A 17,715-nucleotide genomic window follows, 5' to 3' on the forward strand; every position below is an offset into this window, starting at 1 on the left:
ACCCCCCACACACAGGATGACTTCATGACAGAGGCCACTTCAGGCAGCAAAGTTGCGTTCCACTACACCGGCACGCTGAACGACGGCAGCGTCTTCGACAGCTCGGAAGGCCGCGAACCGCTGAGCTTCACGATGGGGGAAGGCCAGATCATCCCCGGACTGGAAGCCGCGTTCGAGGGCCTGAAAACGGGTGATGCCAAGACGGTGACCGTGCCCGCCGACCAGGCCTATGGCGACCGCGATCCGAACGCGATGCAGCAGATTCCGCGGGATCAGATCCCCGACAACATCCCGACCGAACCCGGCACCCAGTTGCAGATGCAGGCCCCGAACGGGCAGGCCATCCCCGTTGTCGTGGCCGAGGTCAGCGAAACCCATATCACGCTCGACGCCAATCACCCGCTTGCCGGGCAGGATCTGACCTTCGCGGTCGAGGTCGTGTCCGTGGACTGAAACGCATGGCGGCACCCGACGGGTGCCGCCCCTGCCCGCCGGTCCGGCGGGGCGCAGGCCTGAGACCTCTCAGAGGTTTTCAGGCTGCATCATTCCCAATACGTGATAGCCGCCATCGACGGTGATGATTTCGCCCGTCGTGCAGGCGCCGTAGTCGGACGCCAGATAAACGGCGGTTCCACCGATCGACTCCAGCGTGGCGTTGTCGCGCAGGGGGGCGTTGTCGCGGGCGGTGTTGAAGGTCTTGCGTGCGCCCGAAATTGCCGCGCCTGCCAGCGTTTTCATCGGACCGGGGCTGATCGCGTTCACGCGGATCCTGTTCGGCCCCATGTCGTTGGCCAGATACCGGACCGAGCTTTCCAGCGCCGCCTTGGCCACGCCCATCACATTATAGAACGGCGTCACCCGGTTCGACCCCATATAGGTCAGGGTCAGGATCGTGCCGCCGTCAGACATCAGCGGTTCCGCCCGCCGGGCCACGTCGATCAGCGAATAACAGGAGATCGTCAGCGAATTGCGGAAATTGTCCCGCGTGGTGTTGATGAAGCGCCCGCCAAGTTCATTCTTGTCGGAAAACGCAATCGCGTGGACCACGAAATCGAGCTTGCCCCATTTCTCGCCGATCTGCCCGAAACAGGCATCAAGCGAGGCATCGTCGGTCACGTCCACATCGACCAGCAGATCGACGCCCAACTGATCCGCCAGTGGCTTCACCCGCTTGCCGAACGCATCGCCCTGGTAGGAAAAGGCCAGCTCCGCGCCCTCGGCCCGCATGGCCCTTGCGATGCCCCAAGCGATCGAGCGGTCATTGGCGACGCCCATGATCAGCCCGCGTTTGCCCTTCATCAAATCAGCCATGTGGAATTATCCGTTATATCTGGAAAGCAGCATGGAGCCGTTGGTGCCCCCGAAGCCGAAACTGTTGGTCATCACCGTGTCTAGCCCTGCGTTCTCTACGTAAGCGGTGGCGACCTCGCCGGGGTTGATCCCCTCGGCAAGGGTTTCGACATTGATCGAGGGGGTGATGAAGTCGCCCTTCAGCATCAGCAGGCAGAAAATGGCCTCCAGCGCGCCGGCCGCACCCTGCGCGTGGCCGGTCATCGACTTGGTGGAGCTGATCGGGGGGACGTTGCCCTCGCCGAAGACCCGGCGAACGGCGTCCACTTCGCCAACATCGCCCACGGGCGTCGAGGTGCCATGGGCGTTGATATAGCTGACCTTGCGGCCCTCGGGCAGCGTCTGCAGCGCCAGCCGCATGGCCCGTTCGCCGCCCTCACCCGAGGGGGCCACCATGTCGTGCCCGTCCGAGGTCGCGGCGAAACCGGTGACCTCTGCGTAGATCGTGGCGCCGCGCGCCAGCGCGTGATCCAGATCCTCCAGCACCACGATGCCGCCGCCGCCGGAAATGACGAAGCCGTCGCGCCCTTCGTCGAAAGCGCGAGAGGCCTTGGTGGGCGTGTCGTTATACTTGGAGGACATCGCGCCCATGGCGTCGAAGAGGCAGGACAGGGTCCAGTCCAGTTCCTCGCCACCACCCGCGAACATCACGTCCTGCTTGCCCATCATGATCTGTTCCGCCGCATTGCCGATGCAGTGCAGGGACGTCGAACAGGCCGACGTGATGGAATAGTTGATGCCCTTGATCTTGAAGGCCGTGGCAAGGTTGGCCGAGATCGTGGACGACATGCATTTGGGCACCGCAAACGGCCCGATCCGCTTGGTCGCGCCAGAGGACAGCACCGTCTGATGCGCGGCCAGCATGGCAGAGGTCGAAGGTCCGCCCGATCCCGCCACCAGACCGGTGCGCACGTTGCTGACATGCTCGTCAGACAGCCCGGCATCGGCAATCGCCTGCGTCATGGCGATATGGGCATAGGCCGCGCCCGGCCCCATGAAGCGCAGGGCGCGCTTGTCCACGTGTTCCTTGGGGTCGATCTTGAGCGTGCCAGCGATCTGGCTGCGGAACCCGTGTTCGACCATCTCGGGGCTGGCCTCAATGCCCGACCGGCCCGCTTTCAGGCTGGCCGTGACCTCTTCGGCATTGTTCCCGATCGACGAGACGATCCCAAGGCCCGTGACAACTACTCGGCGCATGTGGCCTCCCTTGCTTTGCTCTTGTCTTAGTAGGGCATTGCCGGGGGAAGGTGCAAGGTGGCGTGTCTGTTCCTGCAATGGGTGCGACCAGGGAATCCGAAGGACAAAATACGAAGCTTATCGGGGTGGTCGGCCAGAGCAGGAACAAGTTGGTGCGGCGTGGGGGTCGGCTCCTACCACGCGGTGATCCGGACATTTCGGAACGAGACTGAAACATTGTCAGTGTCGGCGATATTCATGCCACCAAAGAGACCATATCTGAACTGAATCTCGCTGCCTTCGGCCAGGTTGGGGCGGCCGCTTCCATCGACGATTACCTCGCCATCGCATTCGACCACAAGCACACCGGGCGTTTGATCCCTGAGGGATTGGCGGGGCGTTGAGTCATACTGGATGCGCACGGCGACGCTGTGCCACTCCCCAAATTCTTCGACAGGTATGCAGGTCTGCGCCCGGAACGTGTAGCCACCGTTGTTCAGCTCGAACCCGTAGAGCATGTCGGTGCCGGTTTCGAGCTGGCCGACCGTCAGTCGCGCATTGGTTGCAGAGTAGCTGAAATCTTCCGGAATGAAGATCTCCCATTCGTACAAACGCCGGTCTCCGGCGCTCGCTGTCGAAGTTTCGTAATACTCGATCCGGTTTCTTTGCCGCCCACAATCGGAGGTCATGATCTGCAGCTCGTCCGAGAAGTATTCGAGATCGCTGCACTCGCCGGGGAGAAGCCGGAAGGTCTCGCTTCCGTCGGCATTGCGAACGGGCGCATCTTCGCGCGGAGTGATCAGGTCAAACTCCTGCGAAACCGCCGGGGTGGTCAAGAGCAGTAGCGCGGAAACTGCGAGGATGCGCCGCGTGGCGGCCCCATGTGCCAATCCGGTCGACCAAATGCCCGCTATTCTCGTTGCGCGTTTCATAACGTATCCTCCATCTTGGGAGCGGATGACGCCCCTGCATTTTGCCAAAGGGCCGCTGGTGGGAGAGAAGTTGCAGCAGCCTGAGGCACTGGTCGGAGTAGAGAGCCTGGGGATGCGTTTCGCCAAACGAAATACCTTGAATTCTTTTGAAATGCGCCTCGGAAGCGTGACCCTGGATTGCGCCTCGGGCCGCGTTTATGACGATACCGGGACCGAGCTCGACCTGCGCTACCAATCCCGTGAAGTCCTATCCTTTCTCGCTGAGACACCAGGGTGCACGGTCACAAGAGACGCCTTGATCGAACGCATCTGGTCGGGCAGGGCCGTTTCGCCCGACAGCGTGGCACAATGTATCGCCGAGATACGCCGCGTGATTGGCGACGCGAATAAAACCATCGTCGAAACCGTACCGCGCGGGGGATATCGACTGGTCCCCACCCGGCAAGACGCGCCTCGCCGCCGGTCGACCGCCGAACCGCCTGTGATCGCGGTCCTGCCCTTCGATGATCTGAGTGCCGCCCCGCACAAAGGGTTTTCTCAGCGACGCGGTGAGCGAAAACATCATCACGGCGCTCGCCCGCAATCCACAGATGACGGTGATCTCTCGCAAGTCGGCCGCTCAGTTCCGCGAGACAGACCTTGGTATTGCAGAGATCGCGTCCAGACTTGGGGCCGATTTTGTTGTCGAGGGGAGCCAGCAATATGACGGCAAACGGCTGCGCATCACGGTACAGCTGATCGACGGTGTGACCGAGGCGCATATCTGGGCCGAGGAAATGGATGTGCCTCTGGCGGACCTTCTGGAAACAAACAGCCGGATCAGCGCCAGGATCGCGAATGCCGTCGGCTTCAGTGTTGTCGATATGGCTGAGGCCAAGATGTCTGCGGGCGATGTGAACGCACTGATGATCACGAACGCGGCGCAAAGCAGGATCATGCGCAACTTCAACCGCGAGAACCTGCTGATCAATCTTCAGGAGCAGGAAGCGGCAATCCGGGACTACCCGGATTCCGCATGGGGGTATCTGGGCCAGGCCCTCGCCTTGCGAAACGGACTGCGCCATGGCTGGATCGAGGGCGATGAGGTGGCGGCACGCGAACGTATGGAACGGCTGGCGCGCAAAGCCGTGGAACTGGACCCGAACAATTTCATGGCTTACCTCGCACTCGGGCGCGTAATGCTATTCAACCGCGAGGTTCCCGCGGCCATCGGCGCTTTTCGAAGAGGGGCGGAGCTGAACCCGTCTTCGTCGTTGGTCCTTGTCGGTCTCGCCGATGCGTTGGTGTTCGTGGGAGAGACCGGTCAGGCGCTCGACGTGATCGCGCAGGCGGAACGGATCGACCCGCTTTATGGGTTCAGTGTCGTATGGACGAAGGCCTGGGCGCTTTGGCAGGCTGGAGAGTGCCAGACCGCGCTGGAGGAATTCCTCGGGTGCCCGTCAATGCCGGTGGCTGCCTACAAGGATCTTGCGGCCATCCATCACTGCCTTGGGAACAAGCAAAAGGCGGCAGATGCGATCCGCGCATATCTCGCTCAGAACCCGACCTACACGCTTGCAAGGATAAGGGCGGAACACACCGGGATGTGGACGGCCCCGGGGGCACTCGACCGCTGGCTCGCAGTCATGGAGGCCGTGGGAGTGCCGCCGGAATAGCGGCCAGTCTCCCGTAGCATATCGAGTGGTTGGCTCAGCTCTCGCTCAGCGCGACCTTCATGTCCTTGACCTGATAGATCACCTCGCCATCCGCTTCGACGATGCCGTCCGCGACGCCCATGGTCAGGCGGCGGGTCTGGATGGCCTTGGTGAAATCCACCTTGTAGGTCAGCATCTTGCGGTCGGGGCGGACCATTCCGGTCAGCTTCACCTCGCCCACGCCAAGCGCATAGCCGCGCCCCTGCCAGCCGCGCCAGCCGAGGTTGAAGCCGGTCAGTTGCCACAGCCCATCCAGCCCAAGGCAGCCGGGCATGATCGGGTTGCCGGGAAAATGGCAGGAGAAGAACCACAGGTCGGGGGTGATGTCGAATTCCGCCACCACGTGGCCCTTGCCATGCGCGCCGCCATCACCGGAAATATCAGTGATCCGGTCCATCATCAGCATCGGCGGTTCGGGCAATTGCGCGTTGCCGGGGCCGAACAGCTCTCCGCGTGCGCATTTCAGAAGATCGTCCCGATCGAAACTCGTGGGATAGTCTGCCATGTGTCCTCGCCCCTTCCCGTGGTCTGCGGCCGTCTGTGCGGCCAAATTCGACATCCCCTAGCACCTGCACAAGTGGGGACGCAAGGTAACACCTGTTGGCCCCGCGACGGTGCGTCAACCCGAATCCGTTTGAAAACCGGTGCGCTGCGCGCCTATATTACATGTCAACACGCTAGATGAGACCCCAGATGACGCCAGAAGCTCTTGAACGCAGCACCAAATGGCTCGCCCAGGCAGACCTCCGCCCCACCCGTCAGCGCCTGTCGCTGGCGACGCTTCTGGTGGGCGACGGGCAGGACCGGCATGTGACGGCGGAAGGGCTGCACGCCGCCAGCGTCGCGGCGGGGGACAAGGTGTCTCTGGCCACGGTCTACAACACGCTGCGCGCCTTCTGCGAGGCGGGGCTGGTGCAGGAAGTCACAGTTGACGGCACCCGCAGCTATTTCGACACCCGCATGGACGATCACCCGCATTTCTATTTCGAGGAGGACGGCCAACTGGTCGACGCCGCGAAATCGGAACTGAAGATTGCCGCGCTGCCGACCCCGCCCGAAGGCTATGAGGTCGCCAAACTCGACGTGGTCGTGCGCCTGCGCAAGCGGGGGTGAGGGCGGCCAAGGCGCTTCGAAGCGCCTTGCAAAACTCTTTCAAGAGTTTTGGTCTGGCCTTTGCCGCAACATCCCTGTAACGGCCATGCCAACTCAGCTTATCTTGAAAGGCCCACTCGGATGGACCTCCGTAATATCGCGATCATCGCGCATGTCGACCATGGCAAAACCACCCTCGTTGACGAGCTTCTCAAACAGTCCGGCGCCTTCCGCGCCAACCAGGCCGTGGCCGAACGGGCCATGGATTCCAACGATCTGGAGCGCGAACGCGGGATCACCATTTTCGCCAAGCCCACATCGGTCGAATGGAAAGGCACCCGGATCAACATCGTCGACACCCCCGGCCACGCCGATTTCGGCGGCGAAGTGGAGCGCATCCTGTCGATGGTCGATGGTGTTGTGCTGCTGGTCGATGCCGCAGAAGGCCCGATGCCGCAGACCAAATTCGTGACCTCCAAGGCGCTGGCGCTTGGGCTGCGCCCCATCGTGGTGCTGAACAAGGTCGACAAGCCGGATGCAGAGCCGGATCGGGCGCTGGACGAATGCTTCGATCTTTTTGCCACGCTGGATGCGACCGAGGATCAGCTCGATTTCCCGCATCTCTATGCCTCGGGCCGCTCCGGTTGGGCGGATGCCGATCTCGACGGTCCGCGCAAGGATCTGCATGCGCTGTTCAACCTGATCGTGAACCATGTGCCCAAACCGAAGCAACTGGCCCATCAGGACGAGGATTTCCGGATGCTGGCCACCACGCTCGGCTCCGACCCCTTCGTGGGTCGCCTGCTGACCGGCCGGGTCGAATCGGGCAAGCTGAAAGTGGGGGCCACCGTGCAGGCGCTCAGCCGCATGGGCGAGAAGGTCGAACAGTTCCGCGTCACCCGCATCCAGGCCTTCCGGGGTCTGGCGCAGCAGGATATCGAAGAGGCGCAGGCCGGCGATATCGTCTCCCTCGCGGGCATGACCAAGGCCACCGTGGCCGATACCATCTGCGCGCTGGCCGTGGACGAGCCTCTGGCCGCGCAGCCGATTGACCCGCCCACCATCACCGTCACTTTCGGCATCAATGACAGCCCGCTGGCGGGCCGTGACGGCAAGAAGGTGCAGTCCCGCGTCATCCGCGAGCGCCTGATGAAAGAGGCGGAATCGAACGTCGCCATCAAGGTCACCGACACGCCGGGCGGCGAGGCCTTCGAGGTCGCGGGCCGGGGTGAATTGCAGATGGGCGTTCTGATCGAGAACATGCGCCGCGAAGGGTTCGAGCTGTCGATTTCTCGCCCGCAGGTGCTCTTCCGCGACGATGGCGACCAGAAGCTGGAGCCGATCGAGGAAGTCACCATCGACGTGGATGACGAATATTCCGGCGCGGTGATCGAAAAGCTGACCGGCCCCCGCAAGGGCGATCTGGTCGAGATGCGCCCCGGCGGCGCGGGCAAGACCCGGATCATCGCCCATGTGCCCTCTCGCGGGCTCATTGGCTATCACGGCGAATTCCTGACCGACACGCGCGGCTCTGGCGTTCTGAACCGGGTGTTTCATGAGTGGTCCCCCTATCGCGGGCCGATTCCGGGGCGGCGTCAGGGGGTGCTGATCTCGATGGAGAACGGGGTGTCCGTGGCCTATGCGCTGTGGAACCTCGAAGACCGGGGCAAGATGTTCATCGGCGCGCAGGAGCCGGTCTATACCGGCATGATCATCGGTGAACACAGCCGCGACAACGATCTGGAAGTGAACCCGCTGAAGGGCAAGAAGCTGACCAACGTGCGCGCCTCCGGCACCGATGAAGCGGTGCGCCTGACCACGCCGGTCACCATGACGCTGGAACAGGCCATCGCCTATATCGACGATGATGAGCTGGTGGAGGTGACGCCGAACGCAATCCGCCTGCGCAAGCGCTTCCTCGACCCGCATGAGCGCAAGCGTCAGTCCCGCGCGGCGGGCTGAGACAAAAAAAGGGCCTACCGATACTTGGCAGGCCCTTTTCGTTAATACTGGCCGTCTTAGCGGGACAGAAGCTCCCTCAGATGTGCCCGGGCAGCGTCGGAGAGGTCCAAGTCCCCGGCGATCTCCTCCAACTCTTCGTCCGCAGCGTCTTCTGCGTCTTCGTAGTCCGCAGCGGCGCCGTTGGATGCACTGGCAAGATCGCTAAGGCGCGTTTCATGGGCTTCAGCGTCGTCGTATTCACCTTCCAGCCGCGCGAGATCGTCCTCATAGGTTTCTGACGTGTCATCCAGATCGTCGATTTCTGCCTGGATCTCCTCGGTTGTCCGACCGGTCCAGCCATCGCGTTCAGCGACATAGTCGGCATAGGCGTCCTGCCATTCTGCATAGGCGTCCTGCGCCTCGCGATAGGCGTCGCGCAGGGGGGCGAGTTCTCCGACGCGGCTGTTGGCGGCGGCGTTCAGGAAGGCCTGTTCATTGGCATGGGCCGCATTCAGCCCGCCAAGTTCGCGTGCAACCAAACCGTGACCGTTGCCGTTGCCTCCGGCGTTCCCGTTGCCTCCGGCGTTGCCGTTCCCGCCGCCGTTGCCGTTCCCGCCGCCGTTCCCGCCACCGTTTCCGTTGCCGTTTCCATTGCCCTGCGCCTCGGCGGCAGAAGGAATGGACAATGTGACGCCGACTGTTGCCACTGCGATGCTGAGGGCAATAAGGGAACTGGTAATCACCATTTTCGCTTTGTTCGGAATCATCGCCGACCTCCTTGGATATGTCACCGGGAAGGTGTCTTCATGATTTGGGCGAAGGGATGGCATTTCTTGGACTATCGCGGGATGCGCAAAGACCTGTCTGAAAGCATCTTAGCGGTTTGATGCCTGGCCGACTGATGTGTCGCGGGCGGCGAAGCACTGTAGGTCAGCTTGTGCCTGCCGAAGGGCCGCCTGAGGTATTCCGTCAATCCTGACCTCAGGATCGATATCTGCCCCCTGTAGAGCGCGTTGGAGCTCGGATGCAGAATGCCGCGCAAGGGCTTGGGCTTCGTCAGAACGCCCCGACAGCACCAGCAGGTTGAGCGGGCCTGCGTCAGACAGGCGATTGCTGTGGTGCAGATGAAGGTCTTCGATCAGGCTATCGGCCAGCATCTGCGCAAGATGTGTGGGCAGCCCACGTGACGCAGATTGCAGGTCTTCAAATCGGCGATCCGCTGCGGCGGACAGGAGGGTTCGGGCCGCGTCGTTGTTTCCGGAAAGAGCGTGCAGACGCGCCGAACAGAGCAAGAGAGGCAGATCGTCCACCGACCCGGAGTCGATCACATCTGCAGCCTCGGCCAGAGCACCCTCATCCATCAGCGACGACGCCAGCGCCTGACGCAGCATCGCTGCAGTCACGGGTTCGTTCCGCCTGGAGACGAGGCGTCCGTCGGACTCCACCCTGGCCAGCGCATCACGCAGCCCGCTGGTGTCGAGGGAGTGCAGGTCAACCACATCGCGCCGGACGGGTGTCCTACGGGCGGCCCGGTCTTCGGCATCTGCCTTGGCACGGCGGTGTTTCTCGCGCCGGTTCCGCCACAGGATCGACAGCAGCATGACCGGCACGATGGCGATCTTGAGGATCATCAGCAGAGTGTCTTGCGATAGGCCGGTCATGGCGTGATCCTGAATGGGGCTGCCCGTTGACCTACTAGCAAGGCCACGCGGCGGTGCAAGGGTTAGCGCCGATGCGCGGCCAGCCAGCTTTGCGCCTCGTCCCGCTCTTTGATCGTTGCGGTCAGATTGTTGGCGCCCGGTTTGGCAGCGGCGATGTCACGGTCGAGGGTCTCGATCTGCTGTTCCATCAGTCGCATCGCCAGATCCGTCCGTCCGATCTGCACCAGAAGATCCCGTGTAGACCAGCCATAGCCGTAATGCGGGTCCAGGAAATAGTCGCGTGCCGAGTCGATGGACCAGTCGGCTTCGAAGGGGCGGCCCTGATCCAGATCCTCCGCAAGGCGGGTCGCCATGGGGGCGAGCTCTGACAGCGTCTGCTCGGCAGCGTGCCGGTGATCCAGGTCGCGCTGGATGCACCACAGGGTCCAAAGGGCGTAGATCAGGTCCACAGCGGGGCTGCCCGGGGGGTCCTCCACCCGGCCCAATGCAACCCGCGCGGTGTCGCACCACTCCTTTGCAAAGGGCAGCGCGTCGTGGGCGCGACCGGCGCTGTGCAAGTCACGGGCAAGCTGCGCGGTGCTGAGCAGATGCTCGGACTCGCGCGGCATGACGATGGTCTGCCCGGCATCGCGCGCGCGACGGGCATCAAGCCGGTCATCGAGGGACGCATCCGGACCGATGGTCAGCATATCCCCCGCCCGTTTGGCCGACAGCCAGTCGCGGAACCTGCCCGCCAGTTCCGGAGCCTCTGCATCTGTCTGCGCTGCTGGCGCGGCGTCAACGATTGCTAGGGCCTGTCGGACGAGGGCAATCGCCTCTCCCAACCGCCCGCATAGTTCCAGCCACAAAAGGGCCCCATGGTCGCGAAACCTCGGGTCGGTGAGGCAGCCGCTCTGCGCCTTCTCCGTGCTGCGCTGTGGCAGTTCCCGTGCCAGTTCGGCGGCTGCGAGAGGGTCTCCTGCGTCGAGCCTTTGGCGAAGGCCCCTCAGCCGAAGGTCTGCCATCTCCTGAAACAGGCCCGACACTGCCCTGTCAGCGGAGTGGCGGGCGATGCTTCCGGCTTCCCGCTTGTGCGCCTCATGAACGGCGATCCGGGTCTGGGAAATCAGCATGGCCAGGCGGTCTTCGCGCGAAGGGGGCTGTTGTTTGTCCTGGCCGTAAACCTCCTGCATCTGCAACCGGACGGCTTTTCGGGCCTCTTGCGTCCTTCCCTCAAGCAACAGCGCCCGCACCAGGGCAATATGCAAATCCCGACGCGCCACGGGCTGAGCTTGATCGTCGATCACCTCACCCCCACCCGCATCAACGCGCAATGCTCGGATCAGCTTGCCGACGGGCGCGGCGGACAGGCGCAGCTGCATGCGCGTGGGGGCGTCTCGCGCCACTGAAGCAGATGACACGAGCCGTTCCAGGTGTGGGGCGTCACGCTGCTGCTTCAGTGCCCGAACGGGTTGCCAGAGAACGAATAGGCCCAAGGCCGCCAATAGGCCGAAGATGATCGCGTGTTCAAATGACATGTCCGGCCCCTTTGTTGACTGGGTGCCCAATATAAGTGTTGTTTTTACAATTACAAACCACGAAAAGGGTCAGGCCGTTCCGCGATGCAAATCCGCAACATGCGGCGCTTGCAGGCTAGCCAGCCCGGCCCGGTGCGAAAAACTGGTCTGAGGGGATGATGCCGGCCAATGATCCCGCCGCGCACCATTCGCGTTCCACGGCGGTGGCCGAGACCAGAACGACCCCGTCGGCGGGCAGGCCCCGCTCGCGGACCATCCCTTGAATGCGGTCGCGCATGGCCGACCAGCTTTCGGTGAAGCGCGGCGCGGGGGCGGCATGGTCCAGCAGGTCGGGATTGGCAGAGAGCAGGGCGTCAGGATGCGCGGGCGCATAGATGGCGGCCAGCCGGTCCGCTGCGCCCCCCAGCCTCTCCAGCCGCTCTGTCACATGGCCGGGCAGGGTGAGCCGCCTTGGCGTCATTTCCAGCGCGTTGCCCGAAAACAGGAAGGCCACCACGTCATGGCCCGACGCCGCACGGATCGAGGCATAGGTCGTGTAGTCGATCCCCAGGCGCTTGGCGCGGGCGACGCGGACACGGACGATTTCAATGGGCAGGGTCTTCAGCAGTGACTTGCGCGCCTTGCCCCAGGCCAGTTTGCGAAAGCCGAAGCCCGGTTCCATCGCCGGGCCGCCGTTATGTCCGATACCGCTCATTCCGCTGTCTCCTCGTCCAGCCAGGCCACCCGTTCCCGTGCGTCGTTCAACGCTTCTGCCTCGCGGGAAAATTCCCGTGCGGCGTAGAACACCACGCGCCAGCCATGTGAGTCCTCAGGGTCGCGGCGGCATTCCAGCCATATGTGGCGTTCCGGGCCGATCTGCACAAGATCGAGGCAGCGCAGCCCGGTCTGATCATTGATTGATCGGGTGACGACCCGGCTCACGCCCAGTCCTGCAACCGGGCGACGTAGCGGGCCAGCGTGTCGATCTCGAGGTTGACCTTGTCGCCGACCTTGGCACCGCCCCAGGTGGTGACCTGCTGCGTATGCGGGATGATGTTGACGCCGAAATCGCAGCCATTCACCTCGTTCACGGTCAGCGAGGTGCCATTGAGCGCGACCGACCCCTTGGGCGCGATGAATTTCGCCAGTGCCTCGGGCGCGCGGAAGGTGAAGCGGGTGCTTTCGCCCTCGTCCACCATGGCGACGATCTCGGCCATGCCATCCACATGGCCCGACACGATATGCCCGCCAAGTTCATCCCCCACCTTGAGCGCCCGTTCGAGGTTGAGCCGCTTGCCCTCCACCCAGGTCTGGATCGTGGTGACCGAGACGCTTTCGGCAGAGATATCCACGTCGAACCATCCCTCGCCCAAAGCCACGGCGGTCAGGCAGACCCCGTCGCAGGCAATCGAGGCGCCGATGTCGATGGTTGCGGTGTCATAGCTGGTGGCGATCCGCGCATGCAGGTCGCCGCGCTGTTCCAGCTTCTGAACGGTGCCGATATCTGTGATGATGCCTGTGAACATGGGGGCGCCTTTCGCATTGGTCCCCCTGACCTAGCCGCCCTGTCCGCTTCCGACAAGTCCCCGATAACGGTCATATTAACGGCACAAACCGGCCCTCATGACGCCCATGACAGGTGCAATCCTGCGCCACAAAGGTTACCAGTTCTTATGTTCACGAGGCCCCCAGTGCCGCCCAAGGCCGTTCACCGCAGATCCTTCCTGTTTCTTCAGGGGCCGCATGGCCCGTTCTTTCACCGTCTCGGCAAGATGCTGCGCGCGGCGGGGGCAGAGGTCTGGCGGGTGGGGTTCAACCAGGGTGATAGCGCCTTCTGGCATCACCGCCCCAGCTATATCGCCTATACCGGGCGGCCAGAGGATTGGCCCGACCGGCTGGCGCAGCTGCTGGACGAAAAACGGACCACCGATATCGTGCTCTACGGCGACACGCGGCCCATCCACGCGGCGGCGGTCGAGGCGGCGAAGGCACGCGGGATCACCGTGCATGTGTTCGAGGAAGGCTATCTGCGCCCCTATTGGGTGACCTATGAACGCGGCGGCGCGAACGGACATTCCCGGCTGATGCAGACTCCCGTGCCGCAAATGCAGGAGGCCCTGAAAAACCTGGACCTCGACCTGCCCGACGCACCCGCCAGATGGGGCGACATGCGTCAGCACATCTTTTACGGCGCGCTCTACCACTGGTTCGTGATGTTCCTGAATCTCCGCTACCGCAACTTCCGACCACACCGGAATATCACCGTCGCGCGGGAACTCAGGCTCTACCTGCGCCGGATCGCGCTGATGCCCGCCTATGCGCTGAACCGCATGTATGCGACGTGGAAGATCAAGACCGGCGGCTTTCCCTATCATATTGCCCTGCTGCAACTGGAACATGACGCGAGTTTCCAGAACCATGGGCCATTCAGTTCCATGACCGAGTTCCTCGAAATGCTGATCGAGGGCTTCGCCAAGGGCGCGCCGCAGCATCACCATCTGGTGCTGAAGGCGCACCCGCTGGAAGATGGACGCGCGCCCATTCGGCGTACCATTGCGCGCGTCGCTGCCGAACAGGGCATTTCGGGCCGGGTGCATTACGTGCGCGGGGGCAAGCTGGCGGGGTTGCTGAACGATGCGCGCAGCGCCGTCACGGTAAACTCCACCGCCGCGCAACAGGCGCTGTGGCGGGGCCTGCCGCTGAAAGCCTTCGGAACGGCGGTCTATCTGAAACCCGAATTCGTCTCGACACAGCCCCTGGATGAGTTCTTTCTGCGTCCGACCCGGCCCGACAGCAAGGCCTATCGCGACTACCGGCACTACCTGCTGGAGACCTCTCAGATCACCGGCAGCTTCTATTCGGCACGCGGACGACGGCAATTGCTGCGTCAGGTGGTCGATATGATGCTGTCGCCAGAGGACCCCTATGACTCGTTGGAGGCGGGCCGTCCTGCACCTCGGCAACACCTGCGCGTCGTTAACTAATGAAAACTGGCCATGGCGACAGAAATTCGCTAATGTGGCAAAAAATATAAACGAGGCAGTACAGGCAATAAGGAGCCAATCCGTGAAATTTATGGCTTCCCGAGGGGCGCGGTTTGTCGCCCTCTTGGTGGTTGTGTCGCTGGTGGCCACATGTGGCCTGCCGCGATCCGGCCCCAACAGACGCGAGCTGTTCGCAGGATCCGTGCAGCGAGAGGGCGATGCCTTCGTCGTTTCCGTCAATGACCGCGTGCTGCGTGCCACGGCCCTGGTCGAGGCGCTCGGCTTCTCGTCGGACTTCATCAATGCGGGCCAGCTCGGGTCCGACACGATCCGCCCGGGCGACACGCTGTCCCTGTCGATCTGGGAAAACGTCACCGATCCGCTTCTGGGGCCGCAGGGCACGCCCTCGACGGTGCTCGATGAAATCCAGGTCGATGGCGCGGGCTTCATCTTCATCCCCTATGCGGGCCGCGTGCGGGCGGCGGGCAACACGCCCGACCAACTGCGCCAGATCCTGACCCGCAGCCTGGATGAACAGACCCCCGATCCGCAGATCATCGTGCGCCGCGTGGCGGGCAATGGCGCGACCGTATCTGTCGCGGGTGTCGTCGGCGGGCAGGGCATCTACCCGATCGACCGGCCCACCCGCACCCTGTCGGCCATGCTGGCCGCGGCGGGCGGCGTCACGGTCGAACCCGAGATCGCCCGCGTGACCGTGGTGCGCGGCGACCATACCGGGACGATCTGGTTCAACGACCTCTACGCGAACCCGGAACTCGACATCGCCCTGCGCGCAGGCGACCGGATCCTTGTCGAAGAGGACACGCGATCCTTCACGGCCCTTGGCGCGACCAATGCCCAGACCCGCGTGCCCTTCGACACGCAGACCATCTCGGCCATCGAGGCGATTGCCACCGTGGGCGGGCTGAACCCCAACCTCGCGGATCCCACCGGCGTCTTCATCCTGCGCAACGAGCCAGAGGCAATCTCGCGGCAGGTTCTGGGCCGCAACGATATCAGCGGCACACAGCGGATGATCTACGTGCTCGACCTGACCGAACCCAATGGGATGTTCCAGGCGCGGGATTTCGTGATCCGCGATCAGGACACGCTCTATGTGACGGTCGCACCGTTCGCCCAGTGGAACCAGGTGATCGGCGCGCTGACCGGCACGCTCGCCACCGCCGGTTCGATCAGCAGCCTGGCCGAATAAGGCCCCGCATGACGGGCCACGCCCAAGATACGCCCGCCGGAGCCGCCAAGCCCCGGCGGGCCTTCTATGTCACCGGCGGGTTTCTGACCAATCGCCGGGTGCGCCGCATACTGGAACTCGCAGGCCATGACCTGACGCTTGGCAAGCCGGGGACGGGCGAAGATGTGCTGGTCTGGGGTCACAGCCCCTATGCGGCGCGCGGCGAGAAAGCCGCCGAGGCGACCGGCGCGCATGTGGTCCGGGTCGAGGATGCCTTCCTGCGGTCACTTCATCCCGGCCGCTCCGGTGAACCGCCGCTTGGCCTGACCGTCGACCGGCGCGGCGCGTGGTTCGACAGCCGCCAGCCTTCCGATCTGGAGCATCTGCTGGCCACCCATCCGCTGGACGACACGGCGCTGCTCAACCGGGCGCGGGATGCCATCGCACGGATGCGCGAAAACCACCTGACCAAATACGCCGCTGTCGATCCCACACTCGCCGCACCCCCGCCCGGCTATGTGCTGGTCATCGACCAGACGAAAGGCGATGCCTCGATCCGGCTTGGCGGCGCATCGGATCGGACATTCCGCGAGATGCTGGTGCTGGCGCAGGAGGAAAACCCCGGCGCGCGCATCGTCATCAAGACCCATCCCGAAACGACAGGCGGCCATCGCCCCGGCCATTACGGCGATGGCGACACGAACGACCGGATCAGCCTGTGCACCGATCCGGTCAGCCCCTGGGTGCTGATGGAGGGCGCGACGGCGGTCTATACCGTATCCTCTCAACTGGGGTTTGAGGCGATCCTTGCCGGGCATAAACCGCAGGTCTTCGGCCAGCCCTTCTATGCCGGCTGGGGCCTGACCGGGGACCGCAACCCGGTGGCCCGCCGCAAGCGGCGGCTGACGCGGGCGCAACTGGTGGCGGGGGCGCTGATCCTCTACCCCCGCTGGTACGACCCCTACCGCGACCGGCTCTGCGGGCTGGAGGATGTTCTGGCGACGCTGGAGGCCGAGGCCCGCGCCTGGCGGCAGGACAGGCGCGGCCATGTCGCCTGCGGGATGCGCGCCTGGAAACGGGGACCGCTGCAAAAGATGTTCGCCGCGTCCGGCCCCGCCCTGCGCTTTGCCGAGACGCCGGAGGAGGCCGTTCAGCATGGCCGCCCGGTGATGGTCTGGGCCGGGAAGGAAACGGACGCGCTGCGCGAGGCCTGCGACCGGGCCGCCCTGCCGCTGACACGGGTCGAGGACGGGTTCCTGCGATCCCGTGGCCTGGGGGCGGAGCTTGTCCCGCCGCTCAGCCTCGTGACCGACGATCTGGGCATCTACTACGACCCCACCCGCGCCAGCCGTTTGGAGCAGCTGATCACCGAGGCGGCCAGCCTGCCCCCCGAACGTCTGCAAAGGGCCGAAAGGCTGGTGGCGGCTCTGGTGGCCACCGGGGTCGGAAAATACAATCTTGGCGGCGCGACGGGGCTGCCCGACAGCGGCGGGCGGCAAATCGTTCTGGTTCCGGGACAGGTGGAAGACGACGCCTCGATCCGGCTCGGCGCCGGTGAGGTGCGGGGCAACCTTGCGCTTCTGCAAGCGGCGCGGGCACGCTACCCGGACGCCTTCCTGGTCTACAAGCCGCACCCCGATGTGGAGGCGGGGCTGCGCAGCGGGCGGATCGACCCGGACACGCTGGCCGGTCTTGCCGACCACGTGGCGGACAGGGCCGATCCCATGGCGCTGCTCGCGCGGGCCGACCGGGTCATGACGATGACATCCCTGATGGGGTTCGAGGCGCTGTTGCGCGGGGTTCCTGTCAGCGTGACGGGCGCGCCCTTCTATGCCGGGTGGGGATTGACGGAGGATCTCGGCCCGGTGCCTGCGCGGCGTCATGCAAGGCCCCCGCTCGCGGCATTGGCCCATGCCGTGCTGATCGCCTACCCGCGCTACCATGACCCGGTGACCGGACGACCCTGCCCGGTGGAGGTGGTGGTGGAGCGGCTCGCCTCCGGCCTGGTCCCGACCCCGGCGATCCGGCTCCGGGCGCTGGCGAAGCTTCAGGGCTGGCTCGCAGGACATGCGTGGCTCTGGCGGCGCTGACATTCTGGGCGCACGAATTTTCTTCGAAGAAAATTCCGCCCCGGGACCGGACAGTCTGGGCTTTTCTATCCGACCCGATCGGAAAATCGTGGAGAGGTGTTTCGCGG

17 protein-coding genes and 1 pseudogene are annotated in these 17,715 nt (G+C 64.0%); 8 read left to right on the forward strand and 10 right to left on the reverse strand.

Annotated features, from left to right (window positions below; genetic code table 11):
- Nucleotides 1-24: 24 nt before the first annotated feature.
- Nucleotides 25-453: a peptidylprolyl isomerase gene (locus RBB16_RS18915; RefSeq protein ID WP_306047621.1), complete on the forward strand. Its 429-nt coding sequence runs from the start codon at nucleotides 25-27 to the stop codon at nucleotides 451-453.
- Between the two features lie 69 nt (nucleotides 454-522).
- Here RBB16_RS18915 and RBB16_RS18920 read toward each other — a convergent pair whose 3' ends face one another.
- The 3 genes from RBB16_RS18920 to RBB16_RS18930 form a co-directional block, all read right to left on the reverse strand.
- Nucleotides 523-1,311, reverse strand: a complete 789-nt coding sequence (locus RBB16_RS18920) for an enoyl-ACP reductase (RefSeq protein WP_306047607.1) — start codon at nucleotides 1,309-1,311, stop codon at nucleotides 523-525.
- Between the two features lie 6 nt (nucleotides 1,312-1,317).
- The gene (gene fabB, locus RBB16_RS18925) at nucleotides 1,318-2,547 is read right to left on the reverse strand and encodes a beta-ketoacyl-ACP synthase I (protein WP_306047608.1); all 1,230 of its coding nucleotides are present in this window, start codon (nucleotides 2,545-2,547) and stop codon (nucleotides 1,318-1,320) included.
- Nucleotides 2,548-2,720: 173 nt separating this feature from the next.
- Entirely contained in the window at nucleotides 2,721-3,458 is a 738-nt protein-coding gene (locus tag RBB16_RS18930; RefSeq protein WP_306047609.1) for a hypothetical protein, read from the reverse strand.
- A 151-nt stretch (nucleotides 3,459-3,609) separates the two neighbouring features.
- Between RBB16_RS18930 and RBB16_RS18935 the strand changes: the two are divergent.
- Both RBB16_RS18935 and RBB16_RS18940 read left to right on the forward strand, forming a co-directional pair.
- Nucleotides 3,610-3,828 (forward strand): annotated as a pseudogene (locus RBB16_RS18935) (transcriptional regulator); the annotation flags it as partial.
- Nucleotides 3,829-4,006: 178 nt separating this feature from the next.
- Entirely contained in the window at nucleotides 4,007-5,113 is a 1,107-nt protein-coding gene (locus RBB16_RS18940) for a tetratricopeptide repeat protein (protein WP_306047622.1), read from the forward strand.
- A 34-nt stretch (nucleotides 5,114-5,147) separates the two neighbouring features.
- Here the strand turns inward: RBB16_RS18940 and fabA are convergent, their stop codons facing one another.
- Nucleotides 5,148-5,657 (reverse strand): bifunctional 3-hydroxydecanoyl-ACP dehydratase/trans-2-decenoyl-ACP isomerase, encoded by a 510-nt coding sequence (fabA, locus tag RBB16_RS18945; RefSeq protein WP_306047610.1) that lies wholly within the window; start codon nucleotides 5,655-5,657, stop codon nucleotides 5,148-5,150.
- A 188-nt stretch (nucleotides 5,658-5,845) separates the two neighbouring features.
- On the opposite strand from fabA, the gene irrA reads away from it, so the two are divergent.
- Both irrA and typA read left to right on the forward strand, forming a co-directional pair.
- The gene (gene irrA / locus RBB16_RS18950) at nucleotides 5,846-6,265 is read left to right on the forward strand and encodes an iron response transcriptional regulator IrrA (protein WP_306047611.1); all 420 of its coding nucleotides are present in this window, start codon (nucleotides 5,846-5,848) and stop codon (nucleotides 6,263-6,265) included.
- Between the two features lie 120 nt (nucleotides 6,266-6,385).
- The gene (gene typA, locus RBB16_RS18955; RefSeq protein WP_306047612.1) at nucleotides 6,386-8,206 is read left to right on the forward strand and encodes a translational GTPase TypA; all 1,821 of its coding nucleotides are present in this window, start codon (nucleotides 6,386-6,388) and stop codon (nucleotides 8,204-8,206) included.
- A gap of 56 nt (nucleotides 8,207-8,262) precedes the next feature.
- On the opposite strand, the gene RBB16_RS18960 is transcribed toward typA, so the two are convergent.
- The 6 genes from RBB16_RS18960 to RBB16_RS18985 all read right to left on the reverse strand — a co-directional run bounded on the left by RBB16_RS18960 (nucleotide 8,263) and on the right by RBB16_RS18985 (nucleotide 12,868).
- A complete protein-coding gene (locus RBB16_RS18960; RefSeq protein WP_306047613.1) occupies nucleotides 8,263-8,952 on the reverse strand; it encodes a hypothetical protein in 690 nt (229 codons plus the stop codon).
- 108 nt (nucleotides 8,953-9,060) lie between these two features.
- Entirely contained in the window at nucleotides 9,061-9,816 is a 756-nt protein-coding gene (locus tag RBB16_RS18965; protein ID WP_306047614.1) for a hypothetical protein, read from the reverse strand.
- 92 nt (nucleotides 9,817-9,908) lie between these two features.
- A complete protein-coding gene (locus RBB16_RS18970; RefSeq protein ID WP_306047615.1) occupies nucleotides 9,909-11,363 on the reverse strand; it encodes a hypothetical protein in 1,455 nt (484 codons plus the stop codon).
- Nucleotides 11,364-11,478: 115 nt separating this feature from the next.
- Nucleotides 11,479-12,057 (reverse strand): hypothetical protein, encoded by a 579-nt coding sequence (locus tag RBB16_RS18975; protein ID WP_306047616.1) that lies wholly within the window; start codon nucleotides 12,055-12,057, stop codon nucleotides 11,479-11,481.
- Complete coding sequence (locus tag RBB16_RS18980; protein WP_306047617.1) at nucleotides 12,054-12,284, reverse strand: hypothetical protein; 231 nt, start codon at nucleotides 12,282-12,284, stop codon at nucleotides 12,054-12,056. Before RBB16_RS18980 ends, RBB16_RS18975 begins: the two co-directional genes overlap by 4 nt.
- Nucleotides 12,281-12,868, reverse strand: coding sequence for a riboflavin synthase (locus tag RBB16_RS18985; RefSeq protein WP_306047618.1), 588 nt, complete (start codon nucleotides 12,866-12,868; stop codon nucleotides 12,281-12,283). Before RBB16_RS18985 ends, RBB16_RS18980 begins: the two co-directional genes overlap by 4 nt.
- 147 nt (nucleotides 12,869-13,015) lie before the next feature.
- Here RBB16_RS18985 and RBB16_RS18990 point away from each other — a divergent pair, with 147 nt between their 5' ends.
- From RBB16_RS18990 to RBB16_RS19000, 3 genes are all read left to right on the forward strand, one after another.
- Nucleotides 13,016-14,326, forward strand: a complete 1,311-nt coding sequence (locus RBB16_RS18990) for a capsule biosynthesis protein CapA (RefSeq protein ID WP_306047619.1) — start codon at nucleotides 13,016-13,018, stop codon at nucleotides 14,324-14,326.
- A gap of 91 nt (nucleotides 14,327-14,417) precedes the next feature.
- Nucleotides 14,418-15,539, forward strand: a complete 1,122-nt coding sequence (locus tag RBB16_RS18995) for a polysaccharide biosynthesis/export family protein (RefSeq protein ID WP_193600195.1) — start codon at nucleotides 14,418-14,420, stop codon at nucleotides 15,537-15,539.
- Between the two features lie 8 nt (nucleotides 15,540-15,547).
- Nucleotides 15,548-17,608 (forward strand): capsular polysaccharide biosynthesis protein, encoded by a 2,061-nt coding sequence (locus RBB16_RS19000; protein ID WP_306047620.1) that lies wholly within the window; start codon nucleotides 15,548-15,550, stop codon nucleotides 17,606-17,608.
- Nucleotides 17,609-17,715: the final 107 nt, after the last annotated feature.

This window comes from Nioella sp. MMSF_3534 (assembly GCF_030732985.1).
Classification (GTDB): domain Bacteria; phylum Pseudomonadota; class Alphaproteobacteria; order Rhodobacterales; family Rhodobacteraceae; genus Nioella.